Annotated in this window: 18 protein-coding genes; 9 read left to right on the top strand and 9 right to left on the bottom strand. The window is 52.6% G+C overall.

The window, feature by feature from the left end; translation table 11 throughout:
* Positions 1-278: 278 nt before the first annotated feature.
* A complete protein-coding gene (locus ACHHV8_RS21220; RefSeq protein WP_395161326.1) occupies positions 279-1,082 on the top strand; it encodes an ABC transporter substrate-binding protein in 804 nt (267 codons plus the stop codon).
* 54 nt (positions 1,083-1,136) lie between these two features.
* Here ACHHV8_RS21220 and ACHHV8_RS21215 read toward each other — a convergent pair whose 3' ends face one another.
* Complete coding sequence (locus ACHHV8_RS21215; RefSeq protein ID WP_395161262.1) at positions 1,137-2,705, bottom strand: IS1182 family transposase; 1,569 nt, start codon at positions 2,703-2,705, stop codon at positions 1,137-1,139.
* A 122-nt stretch (positions 2,706-2,827) separates the two neighbouring features.
* Here ACHHV8_RS21215 and ACHHV8_RS21210 point away from each other — a divergent pair, with 122 nt between their 5' ends.
* The 3 genes from ACHHV8_RS21210 (at position 2,828) to ACHHV8_RS21200 (ending at position 5,224) form a co-directional block, all read left to right on the top strand.
* Entirely contained in the window at positions 2,828-3,415 is a 588-nt protein-coding gene (locus ACHHV8_RS21210) for an extracellular solute-binding protein (RefSeq protein ID WP_483874896.1), read from the top strand.
* Positions 3,416-3,482: 67 nt separating this feature from the next.
* Positions 3,483-4,397 carry a carbohydrate ABC transporter permease gene (locus ACHHV8_RS21205; protein ID WP_395161324.1) on the top strand — a complete coding sequence of 305 codons (915 nt, stop codon included), beginning with the start codon at positions 3,483-3,485 and terminating at the stop codon, positions 4,395-4,397.
* A complete protein-coding gene (locus tag ACHHV8_RS21200; protein ID WP_395161322.1) occupies positions 4,394-5,224 on the top strand; it encodes a carbohydrate ABC transporter permease in 831 nt (276 codons plus the stop codon). Before ACHHV8_RS21205 ends, ACHHV8_RS21200 begins: the two co-directional genes overlap by 4 nt.
* Before the next feature lie 107 nt (positions 5,225-5,331).
* Here ACHHV8_RS21200 and ACHHV8_RS21195 read toward each other — a convergent pair whose 3' ends face one another.
* The 6 genes from ACHHV8_RS21195 to ACHHV8_RS21170 form a co-directional block, all read right to left on the bottom strand.
* The gene (locus tag ACHHV8_RS21195; protein WP_395161320.1) at positions 5,332-6,246 is read right to left on the bottom strand and encodes a sugar phosphate isomerase/epimerase family protein; all 915 of its coding nucleotides are present in this window, start codon (positions 6,244-6,246) and stop codon (positions 5,332-5,334) included.
* Between the two features lie 59 nt (positions 6,247-6,305).
* Positions 6,306-6,791 (bottom strand): helix-turn-helix domain-containing protein, encoded by a 486-nt coding sequence (locus ACHHV8_RS21190; protein ID WP_395161318.1) that lies wholly within the window; start codon positions 6,789-6,791, stop codon positions 6,306-6,308.
* Between the two features lie 67 nt (positions 6,792-6,858).
* Positions 6,859-7,140: an AraC family ligand binding domain-containing protein gene (locus ACHHV8_RS21185; protein ID WP_395161316.1), complete on the bottom strand. Its 282-nt coding sequence runs from the start codon at positions 7,138-7,140 to the stop codon at positions 6,859-6,861.
* Between the two features lie 37 nt (positions 7,141-7,177).
* On the bottom strand, positions 7,178-7,945 hold the full coding sequence (locus ACHHV8_RS21180; protein WP_395161314.1) for a phytanoyl-CoA dioxygenase family protein: 768 nt from the start codon (positions 7,943-7,945) through the stop codon (positions 7,178-7,180).
* A 165-nt stretch (positions 7,946-8,110) separates the two neighbouring features.
* Positions 8,111-8,647, bottom strand: a complete 537-nt coding sequence (locus tag ACHHV8_RS21175; protein WP_395161312.1) for a hypothetical protein — start codon at positions 8,645-8,647, stop codon at positions 8,111-8,113.
* 183 nt (positions 8,648-8,830) lie between these two features.
* Complete coding sequence (locus ACHHV8_RS21170; protein WP_395161310.1) at positions 8,831-9,046, bottom strand: hypothetical protein; 216 nt, start codon at positions 9,044-9,046, stop codon at positions 8,831-8,833.
* 109 nt (positions 9,047-9,155) lie between these two features.
* Between ACHHV8_RS21170 and ACHHV8_RS21165 the strand changes: the two genes are divergently transcribed.
* From ACHHV8_RS21165 to ACHHV8_RS21155, 3 genes are all read left to right on the top strand, one after another.
* Positions 9,156-10,097 carry an LLM class flavin-dependent oxidoreductase gene (locus ACHHV8_RS21165; RefSeq protein WP_395161308.1) on the top strand — a complete coding sequence of 314 codons (942 nt, stop codon included), beginning with the start codon at positions 9,156-9,158 and terminating at the stop codon, positions 10,095-10,097.
* A gap of 129 nt (positions 10,098-10,226) precedes the next feature.
* Positions 10,227-10,997, top strand: coding sequence for a DeoR/GlpR family DNA-binding transcription regulator (locus ACHHV8_RS21160; RefSeq protein WP_395161306.1), 771 nt, complete (start codon positions 10,227-10,229; stop codon positions 10,995-10,997).
* Positions 10,998-11,239: 242 nt separating this feature from the next.
* Positions 11,240-12,019 carry an MBL fold metallo-hydrolase gene (locus ACHHV8_RS21155; protein ID WP_395161304.1) on the top strand — a complete coding sequence of 260 codons (780 nt, stop codon included), beginning with the start codon at positions 11,240-11,242 and terminating at the stop codon, positions 12,017-12,019.
* 120 nt (positions 12,020-12,139) lie between these two features.
* On the opposite strand, the gene ACHHV8_RS21150 is transcribed toward ACHHV8_RS21155, so the two are convergent.
* Positions 12,140-12,484, bottom strand: coding sequence for a hypothetical protein (locus tag ACHHV8_RS21150; protein WP_395161302.1), 345 nt, complete (start codon positions 12,482-12,484; stop codon positions 12,140-12,142).
* A gap of 221 nt (positions 12,485-12,705) precedes the next feature.
* Between ACHHV8_RS21150 and ACHHV8_RS21145 the strand changes: the two genes are divergently transcribed.
* Positions 12,706-13,704, top strand: coding sequence for a C-terminal binding protein (locus tag ACHHV8_RS21145; RefSeq protein WP_395161300.1), 999 nt, complete (start codon positions 12,706-12,708; stop codon positions 13,702-13,704).
* Between the two features lie 40 nt (positions 13,705-13,744).
* Positions 13,745-13,996, top strand: coding sequence for a YolD-like family protein (locus tag ACHHV8_RS21140; RefSeq protein WP_395161298.1), 252 nt, complete (start codon positions 13,745-13,747; stop codon positions 13,994-13,996).
* A gap of 121 nt (positions 13,997-14,117) precedes the next feature.
* On the opposite strand, the gene ACHHV8_RS21135 is transcribed toward ACHHV8_RS21140, so the two are convergent.
* On the bottom strand, positions 14,118-15,503 hold the full coding sequence (locus tag ACHHV8_RS21135; RefSeq protein ID WP_395161296.1) for a class I SAM-dependent methyltransferase: 1,386 nt from the start codon (positions 15,501-15,503) through the stop codon (positions 14,118-14,120).
* Between the last annotated feature and the right edge of the window lie 26 nt (positions 15,504-15,529).

Here is a 15,529-nt window from a genome sequence, read left to right as displayed (position 1 = left end):
GGATTAGATTTGAAGGTATTTTCACGAATTTCAAAGGCGGACGTAAACTAAGCGTGTTTCGTAGAAAAACGGGCTTCGTAAGCTTAGATACCCCACCTGCGGTGGTAAGCATGGTTCACTTCGTGTGACTTTCTCGACAGCCTGACCTAGCCGCAGGCTAGGTTTTTGTTAGTTATCAATTTCAGATACAAACCTGTTAAGTGGGGGCATTTCACTTTGTAAGCGAATTCAATACACTGTCAGGGAGTAACAATATCGATTTCAGAGAGGGTGGCAGTATGCAAAAAAACTGGAAAGCTTTTGGAATATTCGCCGTGGCTTGTTCCCTGCTTGGCTGTACTCCGTTACCGGATGAAGGGGCGCCGGCCCAAGGCGGCGGTCAGGCGGAGCAGGCTAAAGCTGACAGCAGCGGCAAAGCCGGCAATAAGTTGACCCTCTGGGTGTTTGCCGAGCCCCACAAGCGGTTCTATGAAGAAGTAAAGAAGGAATTCGCCAAGACGAAGCCGGATGTAGAAGTGGAAATCAACCTGATGGAAACCAAGAGCGAGATGGATAAATACGCTATTATTTCGAAATCCGGAGGCGAGGGGGCGCCGGATCTGCTCGACATTGAGCAGGGACAATTCCCCCTGCTGATCCGGGGCGACGTTCCCTTTGAGCCGCTGGACGATTATTTGAAGCGTGATAATCTGAACGACGTGATGTCCAAGGGCCGCCAGGCATTGTACACAGTGAACGGGAAGCAGTACGGGATCGAGCATGCCGCGACCGTGTCAGCCTTGTACTACCGCAAGGATCTGTTCGATCAAGCGGGGATCAAGGTGGAAGAGCTGAAAACCTGGGACCAATTCACCGAGCAGGCGAAGAAGCTGACCGGAAAAAACAAATATATTTTTCCGGCTGCAAGCAACGGCACGGGAGAGAACGACCGGACGTACTTTGAATTGTTAATTAAGCAGGAAGGCGGAGATATCGTCACGACGTCGGGCGAAGTGGGATTGCGCACGCCGGAGGCGCTGACGGCTTTGAAGCGTACATATGACTGGAAGAACAGCGGCATTATGGGGCTGTCCCAAAAGTAAATTTGGAGACACCCTCTGGAACAAAATAAGATGACATTCGAAAAAACCAAGGAGCTATGCGATCTGTTCTCGCTTAGCTCCTTGGTTTTTGGTATCTATTGCAGCTTTCTTAAGTAGATTGTGGGCAAGGGAAAGCCACCCGACCTCCAGACTTACTTTTGGTAAGCCACGAAGCAGAAATCTTCTAAATCCTCTGTTGTGTTTCATATCACCAAACACAGGCTCCGGCTCGATCATGCGCCTCACTGCCAGGGCATAACCCTCTTCACTGCGGAGCTTTTGCCTTGCTTGGCCCTTTAGCCGCAAATACTTCATGCTGACTTTGATCTCACGGTTACCTTGGGCCTTCGTACACTGTGGTTTCAGCGGGCATTCCTCACAGCTGGTGCTTCGGTAATGCCTGTGTTCGATTTCATACCCACTTTCTTTTTTTTCCTTACTTACCCTACGAAAATGGAGCGGTTGTCCGGCTGCGCATGTCCACGTGTCTTGCTCGCTGTTGTAGGTCCAGTTGTCGATCTTACTGATGTCCTTTTGCCATGCCTTGCTTTTTTCGCGATGGTACGTGCTGTACTTTACAATGGCTTCGACTTTGTTCTGCTCCAAATAGTCATAATTCTCCTCACCGCCATAGCCCGCATCAGCGATGACGGTGTGTGGCAGCTTGCCGAACTGTGATTTTATTTTCTCCAGATGAGGGATGAGGCAGCGCGTATCGGTCGGCCGCTGGTGAACGCTGTAGCCGAGAATGAATTGATTTTCAGTGCCAATCTGTACGTTGTAACCCGGCTTGAGCTGGCCATTTCGCATGTGGTCTTCTTTCATTCGCATAAATGTGGCGTCATGGTCCGTTTTGCTGTAGCTGTTTCGATTTCCTAAGATGATCTCATGTGTCTCATACTTTTGGAGCCGCGGAAGCAAGTCCTTGCGGAGCGCACGCACCGCCTTCTTTAGCGGTTTATCTTTAGGCTTCTCCTGCAGGCGCTCTTCCAACTGCTTGACGGCATGTGCCAGCTTTTCACTTGTGATGGCAGATGACTCTCCCAGCTCGTGAAGATCCCTGCCCTCATGTGCTCCTTCTTCTTGCCTCTCAGCTTCTTCAATGGCGGCGAACAAGGTCTGGACTTTCTCCTGGAGCTTGGCCTTGTGCTTCACGACAGCCTTTCCCCAAACAAACGTATAGCGGTTGGCATTGGCTTCGATCTTCGTGCCGTCCACAAAGTAATGCTCCAACTGCACATAGTTCTCCTCTGCGAGGAATTGAAGAACGGCCGTAAACACAGTCTCCAGTACAGTTTTCATTCGTTCCGAACGAAAGCGGTTGATGGTACGAAAGTCCGGGCGCTGCCTGCCTGCGATCCACATAAACATGATGTTTTCACGGACAGCCTTGGCAATCTGGCGAGAGGAGTAGATGCGTTGTGTGTAGGCATAAATGATGACTTTGGTTAACATCTTGGGGTGATAGCTATCTCGTCCGCCTCCGGGGTAAGCGGCGTCGAAGATAGCGGCGTCGAGACGATTGACGGCAGTGTTTACAACGCGAACGAGGTGGTTTGCTGGAATGTCCTCTTCTAAATCCATTGGCAGGCAAAGTTGATCCATGGTATATTGAATGTACAAAAGAAACCTCTCCTTTATGTGAATGGTGGGTGGTACTTCCATTTTACCAAAGGTAGGTTTCTTTTTGTTGTACAAAATGAGAGGGCGTCCCTCAGTCATTTAATGACTTATGGGACACCCTCATTATGGACAAGGAATTCATCTCAGGTCCTGCCTATTGGGATGCGTTCAAGACGGGCAAGTATATCGCAGCGTTCGGTCCCGACTGGTGGGTGAATCTGCTGGCTGACAATGTGCCCGATTTGAGCGGCAAATGGGCGGCGGTGCCGATGCCGACCGGCGGTCCGAAATCCGTTTCCACCTCCGTTTGGGGAGGCACGGGCCTCATGATTTCGAAATTTTCCAAGAACAAGGAGCTGGCATGGGAATTTCTGAAAACGGCACAGTTGACTCCTGCGATGTCCGTCAAGCGGTTTCAGATTGTGAACCTCTTTCCTGCGCTGATTCCATCCTTGAACGATCCCGGCCTGCATGAGCAGAGCACCTATACCAAATATTTCGGCGGCCAGGATCTCGGCGAGCTGTACGGAAAGCTGGTGCCGATTGCGCCGAATCAGAATCAGGCCTGGTGGCGTACCCAGTTCAAGACCGCCTGGGATAAATATTCGTTCGACTATCAGGAAGGAAAGCTGACGCCGGAGCAAATGCTGGAGAAGGTCGACACGGAGCTGAAGGCCTTAATTAAAAAGGAAGAAGCGGTAAGCAAATAAGTTTTACAGACGAAGGAGGGGAAGCGAAGACTTCTCTTCCTTCGCCACTGGAAGGAGGCAGGAACGCATGATCTGGAAGCCGTCGCTGCTTGTGAAGGCAGCGCCCTTTGTATTCATTGCTCCGTTTTTCATTCACTTTGCCGCATTTCACGTCTACCCGACCTTTTACGGGCTGTATCTCAGCCTGCATGCCGGAATCGGGAAATTGACTTTTATCGGCGCCAAAAACTATGAGCTGGTTTTGCAGGACTCCAGGTTCTGGAACTCTATGTGGAACGGCGTTAAGCTGACGGGCGGAAGCGTCTTTATCATCCTTCCGGTTGCGCTGGGGGTGGCCTTATTGGTCAACCAGCCGTTTGTAGAAAAACGCAAAGGCTTTTTCGCCACCTTCTTCTTTACGCCGAATATTACTTCGGCTGTTGCTGTGGCGCTGATCTTCAGCCTGATCTTTAACCGGTCCTTCGGTGTGTTGAACGCTTTGCTGTCCATGGTGGGAATAGAGCCCGTTGCCTGGCTGCAGAACCCGAATTGGACGATGCCTGCCCTCATTCTTGTCAGCCTTTGGCGGTACCTGGGCATTAATATTTTGTATTTTATGGCCGGTCTGCAGAACATTCCGCACGAGCTGATCGAAGCGGCCAAGATGGACGGCGCGAATGCCGTACAACGATTTTGGAACGTCACGCTGCCTATGCTAAGGCCCATTCTCACCTTTATCGTTTTTCAGGCGATTGTCGGCTCGTTCAATATGTTCGCAGAAGCGTATTTGCTGGCGGGAGGCGGAGGCGGGCCCGGAGATTCCTTGCTCTTTCCGACGATGTATCTGTACGAGCAGGCGTTTCGCTCCCAGAACTTCGGCTATTCGTCGGCGATCGGCTATGTGTTTACCGCGATTCTGCTGCTGGTCGGAGCGCTGCAGCTGAAGCTGTTCCAAGAAAATAATCCGACACGGCAAGGGGAAAGGAGGGGATCCTTCCGATGAAGCTGCGCAATCGCCTGCATCCGATATCCGTGTATACGGTTCTGATCCTGTTAAGCTTCATGTTCTGCGTGCCCTTCCTGTTTATGATCGGCACGTCGTTCAAAAAATACGAAGATATCGCATCCCAGCCGCTGAATCCGGTTCCTTTGCGTCCGACGCTGGATAATTTTACGCTGCTGTTTCAGAAGCTCCCGTTCTGGACGCAATTCGCCAACGGAATTATGATCGCGGTATCCATTTCGCTGCTGGCTATGCTGTTCAACTCTCTGGTTGCCTACGGATTCGCCCGCTATGAATTTCGATTCAAAAACGGGCTGTTCTTCGTCGTATTGTCGACTCTGCTCGTCCCTTCCCAGCTGACGCTTGTCCCTTCATTTATGATGTTTCGCAGCTGGGGCTGGCTCAATACCTTTTATCCGCTGATTCTGCCGGCTTCGATCTCGGCGATGAGCGTTTTTCTTATCCGGCAGGTGATGTCCGCCATTCCCAAAGAATTGTACGAAAGCGCAAGGGTGGACGGCAGCTCGGAGCTGGGCACGTTTCTGCGCATAGCGTTGCCTCTGTCGATGAGCGGCATCGGTATCGTCGGCGTGCTGGCTTTTATGAACTCGTGGAACGACTATCTCAGCCCGCTTATTTTTCTGACGAACGAAAAGCGGATGACGCTGGCGGTAGGCATTACGACAATGAGTAATCCTTACAAGGAAGATTTCGCCACGCCGATTACCGGCGCCTGTTTGATGGCCGTTCCCGTATTAATTCTCATCAGTGCGGTCGGGCAAAAATATTTCGTCAGCGGCCTGAATACCGGCGCGGTAAAAGGGTAGGGAGCAGCACCAATAGCCCATGTCCGGCTGCAGCGAAGGACGGCTGCGCCGGACATGGGAGATAAGAAGGCTGCGGAGCTTTAGAGGTGTATTACTATGGAGCTATCCTATCCGTTCAAAACCAAGGCTTGCGCCCGCCGCCATGCTTCCTCGGCAAGCCGCTTGAATACGAGCGCCTGCTGCCAGCGGTCCGAAATTTCCCTCGTTCCCTGGGCCGATGTGCGTTCCGTGATCGCGTATCCCGGAGGCCCCAGCTCGCTGACGAACGGCAGCACGTCGCCGGGCTGGGCATCCTTCAGCCAGTAAGCCATACCGCGGCTCCACCAGCGCAAATAATGCTCCACGAGCTCATGCTGCCCGTCCTGGCCGATATCGATCTGGACCTGCTCTCCGTTCGATACGCGGCCATGAATGGCGGCGGTACGCTGGAGCAGCACGTCGAATAACGGCTCCGCCTTGCGCAGCAGGCTTTCTCCTACCAGCTCTCCCGCCACCGCATAATGGGATAGGTCGATCGTCAAGCGAACCGCGGGCAGCGCACGGACGTAGCTTACAGTGCGATGAAGGTCCTGGGTGACGCGTCCGCGATGCGTTTCTACCAGATAGGGCAGACCTGCGTCCGCCGCCTCTTGAGTCAAGGCGTCAAGCAAGGCAATGGCTGCTTCGTCGACGACGAAGGAGTCCATCACCTGCGAATTGACATATTGCACGCCGAATTCCTTCGCCTGGCGCAGCAGCGGGGCCAGCTCCTCGCGGCTCGAAGGGAAGGAATGAATGCCGAAGCTGAAGCGATAAGCGTCGAGCTGCCGTTTCCATCGCTCCTGCTCGGACGGCTCAGGCAATCGGCCGAGAATTCCGGCAAATCCGGCCTCCGCAATCTTCTCGAGCTTTTCCTCGTCGGACCATTCCCGCGTGCCGTCGCCCAGACGTTCCATCCCCCACCAGGACTGCTGAATCTCCAATCTTGGCGGGTTCGCGGTGCCGTCATTGATCCGGTAAACCTGTGTCTGCTTCTGTTCCATACATTGCCTCCTTAAGCGATGAAATGAGCTATATTCGGAAGTGTTTGGCAGTCCGTCCGCTAGGGGGAGGAGCCGCTGCTGTTGTGCCAGCTTTCGCGCCGCACTTCGGTCGGCGTTTTTTTCGTGTGCTGTTTAATCGTTCTGGCAAAATGATAAGACGTCTTGAAGCCGACCCGGTCGGCAATCTCGCCGATCCCAAGCCCGGTGCTGCGAAGCAGCTCCAATCCCCGTATCACCCGGTACCTCCACAAATATTGCGTCGGCGTGATGCCCTCGTCCCTGCGGAACAGGCGGATCAAATGTTCAGGGGACGTATTGGTACAGATAGAAAGCGCTGTCAAATCAAGCTCTTCGGCAAACCTGCGTTGAATTTCCTCCTTGGCGATCAGTACGGCAGGATGCTTATGCTTCACTTTATCCATGTACTGTTGCTCCGTTAGAAACAAAAGCACCGCGGAGCGCCCGAGCGAGCACAGCACTTCCTTGAAGCGGCTCCCGCCTTCGTTGGACTCCATGGTGAGCATGAGGTCGGTAAGCTGATTCATTTTGTCCGAGAGAGGAATGTACAGCGGAAGCTGCTCAAGCCAGGCAGCGGTTTCCTCGGGTAAAGGTTCAGACCTTTACTTCGATCCACCGGTGCCACGTTTCTTCCTTCCCGGCAAATTCGAAATACTCCACCTTCCCCGGCTTCAACAGGGCGACATGCCCGGTAGGCACATGATGCGCGGTTCCGTCGATATGAATGCACATCCCGCCGGTATGCAGCAGGACAAGCTGCAGATCCTGCTGAACGCGCGGGCCGAACGTGCCGCCGGGAGGATAGATCACGGTGCCGGCCTTGGCTCTGTTCACGATAAAGGGCGGATATCGATCCGCCCCTGGTCCGCTGTTCATAGTCTCAACCTGCCTTATGCTAAGAGGGTTGATCTTATTATACTAGAGAAACTTTGCGTTTTAAATCTTCTCTATCAATCGTAGAGTCGTGCCGGATATAATGACAAACATAAGAACGTCTCCAACGGTCCGACCGGTTTCTTGTTGATGAATGGACCAGAAGATTATGGAAAATAAGAATATCGCCCGGCTCCAGCACAACCGGAATTTCCTTGCTCAGATCCACTCCTTCGGTTTCATCGGTCCAAGCCTCGTGCTCGTCGAGATTTTTCACTGCGCCGTGCGGGAGCAGGCCCCATTGATGGGAGCCGGGGATCACCCACAGGCACCCGTTTTCCTCGTTGGTGTATTCCATCGCAACCCAAGCCGCTATCAATGTATTCGGATCATTGCGGATATAGTAGTAGTCCTGATGCGCGGCTTGCCCGGGAGAGCCGGGCTCTTTATAGAAATACATGCTTTGGACCCCGCAGGCTTCATCGCCGAGCAGCTGGGCCAGAGCGCCTCGTACGATCGGCAGCTTCATCATTTGCAGAGAGAAGCCGTCATGCAGATGCGGATTGAACAGCCGGATGGAAAAGCGGTCCTGATCGGACACGGCCGTCCCTGCTCCTTTGCCTTTGCGGGGCCGGGCCCATTCCGCGATTTCCTCCGCGGAGCGGATGGCATGAATATGAGCGTTGTAGGTATGAATCAGATCTTCGCTGCACCCCTTCGGAATGACGATGTATCCGTCTTTCTCATATTGGGCGACTTGTTCGGATGTCAGCGGGTTCAGCCTTTCCGCGGCTTTTTGTGTACTCATAGCTTAGTTCCTCCCTTAAATCGGTCATAAATATCTTACCGGACTCCTTTTATTGTAGTAAGATCGGCCGGGGGTGGAAATGCTTGAGCGCGGCAACTTTGTATCTGAAATTGATTTGGGCGGGAGGTGAGGAACGCAAGAAAAAAGGGATCGGCTGATCCCTTATCATTGCAGCTGCTGTGACTGGCTGCCTTGTCCTTGCTTCGGCCGGGAGGCGAAATCCATCGTCCAGTCGATCATTCCGTTCATCATGCTGAGGACCAGGTTAATGACGTCCTCATCCGTCAGGCTGCTTCCGCCGCTCGATTTGCTGGATGTGTACTCCTGCATCTTTTTTTCAAGACTGCTGGTCAGCTCTTTGAGCTTCAGGAAATCGTTGGCGATATCAAAAATTTGATTGTTTGAGCCGCCCCCGCCCTGCTTCTGCTGCGAACCGCCGAAGGAGTCGGCGCCTTGTGCACCGCCTTGACCCTGCTGACCGCTGTCCTCTCCTTGACTCTGATCCGTCTGCGCTTGTCTCTGATCTTGACCTTGACCTTGACCCTGATCTTGACCCTGCCCTTGACTTTGAGACTGCCCTTGGCTTTGATTTTTGCCCTGGTTCTGGATAAGCTCTTTAATCTGCTGCAGCTCTTGAGTCAGAAACTGATTTTGCTCGGTGAGCTCATCGATTTGCCCCTTTATTTCACGGTTACTGATCATAGGCGCTCCTTGTTCGAATAGATATGGTCGTTTGTATTTTATCCATATACAAGCGCTGTATCCATTTATCCGGGCATTGGATTTAGAATTTAATGGTAGAGTCCGCTCGTTTTCGGGAATCATAGCAAAAACGCCGCGGCCTCCGGCTGACCATCCGGGCGCTTTTCTACTGCTGGGAGGCTGTTATTTTTTTCTCATGCCGAAAAATTCACATGCTTTACGGGAATGATAACCAAGCTCGCTCAGACTGGACTGAACAACGACAATCTGATCGTCAAACCGGGAAATCGTGCCTCCCGAATCGACGACGTGGTCGTCCTGAAATACACGGATGGCGAACTGCCGGTCCATGGCCTCCTGAAAATCTTGATCCGAGATCAGCTTGCGGTTATGCGCCATCTTTCTAATCTCCTTGTCTGTTAAAGTTGTGTTTTATTGTATCAAAAATAAAGCCGGATGGACATCGGAACACCGCTTATGCTTCAATGAAGGAAGGGAGCGTGAACGAATGAAGCTAAGCGTTTTGGATTTGGCCCCGGTCTACGGGGGTACGGGGCACGGCGATGCGTTGAAGCAGGCGCTGCGGTTAGCGCAAACGGCGGAAGCGCTGGGATATCACCGGTATTGGGTGGCGGAGCACCATGATTTGGCCGGCTTGGCCTGCACGGCTCCGGAGGTACTGCTTGCGCATATCGGCGCGCTGACGTCGCGCATTCGGCTTGGCTCCGGCGCGCTGCTGCTGCCGCACTATAAGCCGCTGAAGGTGGCGGAAGCGTTCCGGCTGCTTGCCGCCTTGTATCCGGGCCGTATCGACCTGGGCATCGGCCGGGCCCCAGGAGGGCCGGCTCATGCCAGCATGGCGCTCAGCGGCAATTTCCTTGACAACGTGCGGCGGCTGCCCGAATCGCTTAAGGACCTGCTTGAGCTGCTGTCCGACCGCTACGAGCTGGAAGGGCAGCCTGTACGAGCCAGGCCGATTCCGGCCGTCGCTCCGCAGGTATGGCTGCTCGGCACGAATCACAAGAGCGCCGCTTACGCCGCGCAGTTCGGGACGGGGTATGTGTTCGGCTCGTTTATGAGCGAGACGGACGGCAAGGAAGTATTGGCGGCTTACCGCGCTCAATTCAAGCCGTCCGTGGCTTCCGCGGAGGCGCGGGTCATCGCGGCTGTCGGCGTCGTCTGCGCGCCAACGCTGGAGGAAGCGCGAGAGTTGGCCGCCGCCGGATCGGCCTTGTTTCTGGATCGTGTCCCGGAGGCAGGCCATAGTTCCGCAGAACCGCAGTCTTCCGGGCGAAAGTACGTAGTCGGGACGCCGGAGCAGGTGGCCGCCGAATTGAAGGAGCTGGAGCGGGAGTACGGAGCGGATGAATTTCTTCTTGTCACGCCGATTCCGGATTACGATCTGCGGATTCGTTCGTATGAGCTTGCAGCCCAGGCGCTGTTAGGCTGAGCCGTGAGATGAGCATCCAGCTTGGCGGCGGCCGCTTGACCCTTATGCAATGGATGCTAGTGCTATCGTGCATCTTGTTGTACAATAGAGGCCATTAGCCGGATTTCCAAATTGCAGGAGGATTTCGTCATGCTGGTAGCGCAAAGATGGGATAAAATCATACAGCTGGTCAACGAACGGGGGAGTATCCGTGTCACGGAGCTGAGCGCGATATGCGAAGTGACGGAAGAAACGATCCGCCGGGATCTTGACAGACTCGAGAGTGAGGGCAAGCTTCGCCGCAGCCACGGAGGCGCCGTTAGCATCCAATCGTCTCAAGCGGAGACGCCTTACATCGAACGGGAGACAACGAACGCGGAAGAGAAGCGGAGCATTGCTGCGGAGGCGGTCAAGCAGGTGAACGAGCAGGATCGGATTATTCTGGATGCAAGCTCCACCGCATGGTATATGGCGCAGCTGCTGCCGGATATGCCGCTCACTGTGCTGACCAACTCCATTAAAGTGGCTTCGGAGCTGAGCACGAAAGAGAAAATTCAGGTCATTTCGACCGGGGGGCTGCTGTCGCCTCGCTCGCTTTCGTTTGTAGGGCCTTTGGCGGAGCGCTCTCTCAGCACTTATCATGTGGATAAGGCTTTTTTGTCCTGCAAAGGTCTTCACCTGCAAAGGGGCTTAAGCGAGTCGAACGAGCTGCAGGCGCTTATTAAACAAAAAATGATCGGTATCGCGGACGATGTGTATATTTTGGCGGATTACAGTAAATTCGGCCAGCAGTCGCTCGCCCATGTGGCCTCTTGGCATGAGATTCAGCATATTATTACGGACGGGAGAACGGATACGGATGTTCTCGCCCGGTTATCGGAGATGAAGGTGCAGGTGCACCGGATCTCTATGGAGGTATAGTCTATGGAAGCATTGGGGGAGCAGCATGCCTCCTACTCCATTTTTTCTATATGTTCAGAGCCTCTCCTCTATACTCAAAAAAGTGTTGAGGAAGCCGAAGTTTGGCGCTGTCGAATATTTGTGCTGCGGATAAGACTGGAATGGTTTTACCATACGGCCGCGATCGGATATCGTATCATTCGAACCTGCATATTTCGATTGAATAGGAGCAGTCTATTCATAATGAGCGGAGGGATCTCACGATGGATAGATTGCCCGAAGATATTAAGTTTATCAGGGCTTTGATAGCCAATGTTGTATTTGCCGGAAATGCTGGAGGCTCGGACTGGGTATTGGTCGATGCCGGAATAGACGGATTCGCTGCGCGTATTATGGAGACGGTCGAGGCGCGGTTTGCTGCCGCTAAGCCTAAAGCAATTGTGTTAACCCATGGTCATTTCGATCATGCAGGCTCCCTTGAGGATCTATTAAAGGCATGGGATGTGCCGGTATATGCTCATGCAAAAGAGCTGCCGTTTCTGACGGGACAAGAGGACTACTCGGAGCCGGATCCGGCGGTAGGAGGCGGCTTGATCTCAACCATTTCGCCATTATTTCCAAGTAAAGGCATTGATATACGAGGGAATGTCCAGGAACTGCCTGAGGATGGAACGATTCCAGGCCTGACCGGCTGGACATGGATTCATACACCGGGGCATACTCCGGGACATATTTCTTTATTTAGGGAAAGCGACAGGATGCTTATTGCCGGGGACGCGTTTACGACGGTGAGGGAAGAGTCGCTTACGGCCATGATCTTTCAGGAAAAAGAGGTGCACCGCCCGCCAGCTTATTTTACAACCGATTGGGATGCAGCGTGGGAATCGGTCCGGCGTCTCGAGGCGCTTAAGCCTAACTCAGCTATAACTGGACACGGGAAGCCGATGGGGGGAGAGGAGCTAAGACAGGGCCTTGCCGATTTAGTCCGGGACTTTGATAAGGTTGCGATTCCGATGCAGGGCCGGTATGTTCACCAGACCTAACCTGACACAAGCAGCAGCTTTATGATGCTGCCAAGGAAGACTTAAATGTATTGAGCCCTCTGTTTCTGGTAAAGCAAACAGAGGGCTTTAGATTTGATAAGGGCGCGGGCGGATTAACGATTAATGTCTATACATAGACATGTTTTGAAAGCTTGCATCATAACCAGGCTGCTGCGTGTAAGAGAGCACGCCGGCGTGCTGCGCACTTTGCTCCAGCGATTGACAAATTTGAGAGACTTGCTGCATTTGCTGCATCGCTAATTGATGTCCTTGCAGGGCGGATTGAATGATATGGGCCGCTCTCTTTTCTTTCTGAGCAAGCTCTTCGAGAATAAAAGCATTCTGCTGCTCCTGCTGCAGCATTTGCTGGTACATCTGCGTAGCTTGCTGGGTTTGGCTCATCAGCTGGTGAAGAATTTGCTCGCATTGATTGATTTGGCTGGAAAGGTTTTGGTTCTGGTACATGGAATGATGCCTCCTTGAGCGGTATAGTTTGTTTTAGTGCCCTGTTATGTTCTTCGTCTGTATTCGAATGTATACAGTGAGAATATATTACCATGCCCTCTTCCAGGCGATTCGTCAGCCACGAAAATATGAAATACTTTTGCTATAGATTCGGACCTTGAAGAAAATTAATGGTAGAATTAGAAGTGGCTGTTCATCCGATTGGCGAGAGGGGAAACGGTATGGCAACGTTCAAAGTGGTTATTACGGACTATGAGTATAAGAGCCTGAGCATTGAGAAAGACGTGCTGAATCAGCTTGATGTGGAATTTGTGACTGCCCAATGCCGCACCGAGGAGGAAGTTATTGCGGCTGCGGAGGATGCCGACGGGATCTTGAACCAATATGCTCCGATCACGGAGAAAGTTATTCAGCGGTTGAAGCATTGCAAGATCATATCCCGGTACGGCGTGGGGGTTAATACTATCGACTTGAATGCCGCGACGAACCGGGGAATTATCGTGGGCAATTGTACGGATTATTGTGTGGATGAAGTGGCGGATCATGCGCTGGCGCTTCTACTGGCTTCAGCCCGAAAAGTTACCTTATTGAATTCTTACGTAAAACAGGGAACTTGGGACTACAAGAAAAGCATCCCGATTTACCGGCTGCGCGGCAGAGTGCTGGGCCTTGTCGGATTCGGAAAAATCCCGCAAAATCTGAGCCTGAAGGCGAAAGCGCTGGGGCTGCATATTTTGGCCTGCGATCCCTTCGTATCGGAAGAGGCTGCCTCTCCATACGGAGTTCAATTGGTCGATTTGCAAACCTTGTGCCGGGAATCCGATTTTATTTCCGTGCATGCTCCGTTAACCGAAGGAGACCGAGGGCTCATCGGCAAGGAGCAATTTCACGCGATGAAGCCGGAGGCGGTTGTTATTAATACTTCCCGCGCTTCGCTGATTGATGAGGCCGAACTCATTGATGCGCTGCAGGCCTCCCGAATTGCCGGCGCCGCGCTGGATGTGCTTGAACAGGAACCGATCCTGCCCGGCAATCCGCTGCTGGAGATGGAGCAGGTGATTCTGAACCCCCATGTCGCCTGGTACTCTGAAGAGTCGGAGAAGGAGCTGAAGCAGAAGGTGGCGCAAAATATCGTGGATGTGCTTTCCGGCTATTATCCTGTTTATTTAGCCAATCCCGAAGTAAAAAGCACGGTTCGTTTAATGGAACAACCGAAGTAAGCTATAACTAAAATAATGGAATATAGGAGACTTTAGACTTATGGCGAAGGCAAAAGTAGCAAAACGTCCGACGCGGGACGAGTTCGTTTTGGAGGAGCTGGGGAATCAGCTTGTGGAGGCTAAGCAAGAGGACTCCGAGGTATTATTGACTGTCTGGGGTGTGGAGGAACAGGTCCGCGGCCTGATTACGGTCATGGATTCACGTACGGGGAAAGTACATATCGAATATCGGGGCGTTACGACTAAGGTGCCGTTTATGGATATTATGAAGGTGGACTTTCCTAGAGATTGATCGAAGCGGAACTTACACGATATGAAAGCATGGAAAAAAGGAAACCGCAATGCGGGCATCGGCCGCATTGCGGTTCTTTTATGTTTGCTGCACCGGATGCGATGTGGTTCTGCGATATGCGCTACGCTTTGCGGCGAACCATGCGCAGGCTGTCATAGTCGGCAAGATAGTCAAATTCCTCCGTCATACACAGCTCATCAACCGCACGTTTAACATCCGGCGAATTGGTGTAGTCATGAAAGGCTACGATGCCGCCGGGGACGACCCGGCTTGCGTAATGCTTGATATCGTGCTTGACTGCCGGATAGCTGTGATCGCCGTCAATGAATAAACCGGCTATGGTGCCGGGGCAGTCGTCGTAAGCTTCAGTACTCCATTTGCGGATGGAGCGGACCGCTTCCTTCAAGCCGACCGAGCCTATATTGCGGTGGAAATCGTCAAAGCACGAAGAGATTAAAGGATCGATCGCATAGATAGGGGACTTGCTGCGGGTGAACAATTGGCTGCCGACCGCCAGGCAAGCGGTACTTTTGCCTTTATAGGAACCAATCTCAACAAAGTCTCCTTCCAGATGAGCGACCATGGAAGGAAGATGAATCAGGCCGATTTGTTCGCTGTGACTGAGCCAGCCTTCCAACGGCTGAATCCGCTGCAGCCAATCGGGAATACGGCCGTTAAACTGAGGAACGGACTGAACAATGGTTGCGGAGGCGGCAGCTTTGTCACCGAAGGATTCCAGCACCTCCGGTAAGCCCGCATGATATTTCAACGCTCTTTTCCAAATATAAGGGTGTGTCGGATGGAGATCGGTGGTGCGCTCCGACCAGCTGATCCATTTGTCATGATACCAGGTTTCTCTGTCGAAATCCTGGGCGTGTCCCCAAGAACTGATTTTGCGGTAAACCTCCTCATCATTCAGCACGTAGCTGCCGTGAAAGCACAGCGCATCTAAATAATGCACCGTACTGCCGGGGGTCGGGTTACGAAGATTAGCGAACGAGACCTCCTTCCGGCAGTTCATAGCCACATTGGGATATCCGTGAATGATCGATTGCTGGTCGTTGACAAGAATATAGTCCCATGATTTCCAGAAAGTGCACCAGGGAGTTGCATAGTAATCATAATCGGAGTGCTCTGCAATTGAGCGGATCATACGCTCGTAGTCCGCGTTCATATAGTATTCATCCGCATCCTGCACAAGCAGGAAGTCAAAGCCGTCCTCCTTCGCTTTTTGCAGGCAGGCGTTCCTTTGCTCATGCTCCCAATCCCACACCCCGGTGATCAGCTCGATTTTATCATAGTATTTGGACTGCTTCAGAATATCGGGATCGATCGTATTGGTCATGGTTTCCCGGGCATAGGGGTTATAGCGCCACGGGGTTTTGCTATAAGCAACATAGATCTTTTCGACATAAGGGCCGCAGTTCTCGAGCATCGGCAAAATGAACTTTTGACAATCGAAAAGAAGTACGTGAGCGGCAAATTTTTTACCTGATATTGCATTCAATGCTGATTTCCTCCTAACCTTCTTTG

The sequence above is a fragment of the Paenibacillus sp. TAB_01 genome, assembly GCF_043945595.1.
Taxonomy (GTDB): Bacteria; Bacillota; Bacilli; order Paenibacillales; family NBRC-103111; genus Paenibacillus_S.
This window is presented reverse-complemented; position numbering and strand designations above follow the sequence as displayed.

Coding starts and splice junctions, on each gene's coding strand:
- ACHHV8_RS21220 (WP_395161326.1), top strand. CDS start 279: ATGCAAAAAAACTGGAAAGCTTTTGGAATATTCGCCGTGGCTTGTTCC.
- ACHHV8_RS21205 (WP_395161324.1), top strand. CDS start 3,483: ATGATCTGGAAGCCGTCGCTGCTTGTGAAGGCAGCGCCCTTTGTATTC.
- ACHHV8_RS21200 (WP_395161322.1), top strand. CDS start 4,394: ATGAAGCTGCGCAATCGCCTGCATCCGATATCCGTGTATACGGTTCTG.
- ACHHV8_RS21195 (WP_395161320.1), bottom strand. CDS start 6,246: ATGGAACAGAAGCAGACACAGGTTTACCGGATCAATGACGGCACCGCG.
- ACHHV8_RS21190 (WP_395161318.1), bottom strand. CDS start 6,791: ATGAATCAGCTTACCGACCTCATGCTCACCATGGAGTCCAACGAAGGC.
- ACHHV8_RS21185 (WP_395161316.1), bottom strand. CDS start 7,140: ATGAACAGCGGACCAGGGGCGGATCGATATCCGCCCTTTATCGTGAAC.
- ACHHV8_RS21180 (WP_395161314.1), bottom strand. CDS start 7,945: ATGAGTACACAAAAAGCCGCGGAAAGGCTGAACCCGCTGACATCCGAA.
- ACHHV8_RS21175 (WP_395161312.1), bottom strand. CDS start 8,647: ATGATCAGTAACCGTGAAATAAAGGGGCAAATCGATGAGCTCACCGAG.
- ACHHV8_RS21170 (WP_395161310.1), bottom strand. CDS start 9,046: ATGGCGCATAACCGCAAGCTGATCTCGGATCAAGATTTTCAGGAGGCC.
- ACHHV8_RS21165 (WP_395161308.1), top strand. CDS start 9,156: ATGAAGCTAAGCGTTTTGGATTTGGCCCCGGTCTACGGGGGTACGGGG.
- ACHHV8_RS21160 (WP_395161306.1), top strand. CDS start 10,227: ATGCTGGTAGCGCAAAGATGGGATAAAATCATACAGCTGGTCAACGAA.
- ACHHV8_RS21155 (WP_395161304.1), top strand. CDS start 11,240: ATGGATAGATTGCCCGAAGATATTAAGTTTATCAGGGCTTTGATAGCC.
- ACHHV8_RS21150 (WP_395161302.1), bottom strand. CDS start 12,484: ATGTACCAGAACCAAAACCTTTCCAGCCAAATCAATCAATGCGAGCAA.
- ACHHV8_RS21145 (WP_395161300.1), top strand. CDS start 12,706: ATGGCAACGTTCAAAGTGGTTATTACGGACTATGAGTATAAGAGCCTG.
- ACHHV8_RS21140 (WP_395161298.1), top strand. CDS start 13,745: ATGGCGAAGGCAAAAGTAGCAAAACGTCCGACGCGGGACGAGTTCGTT.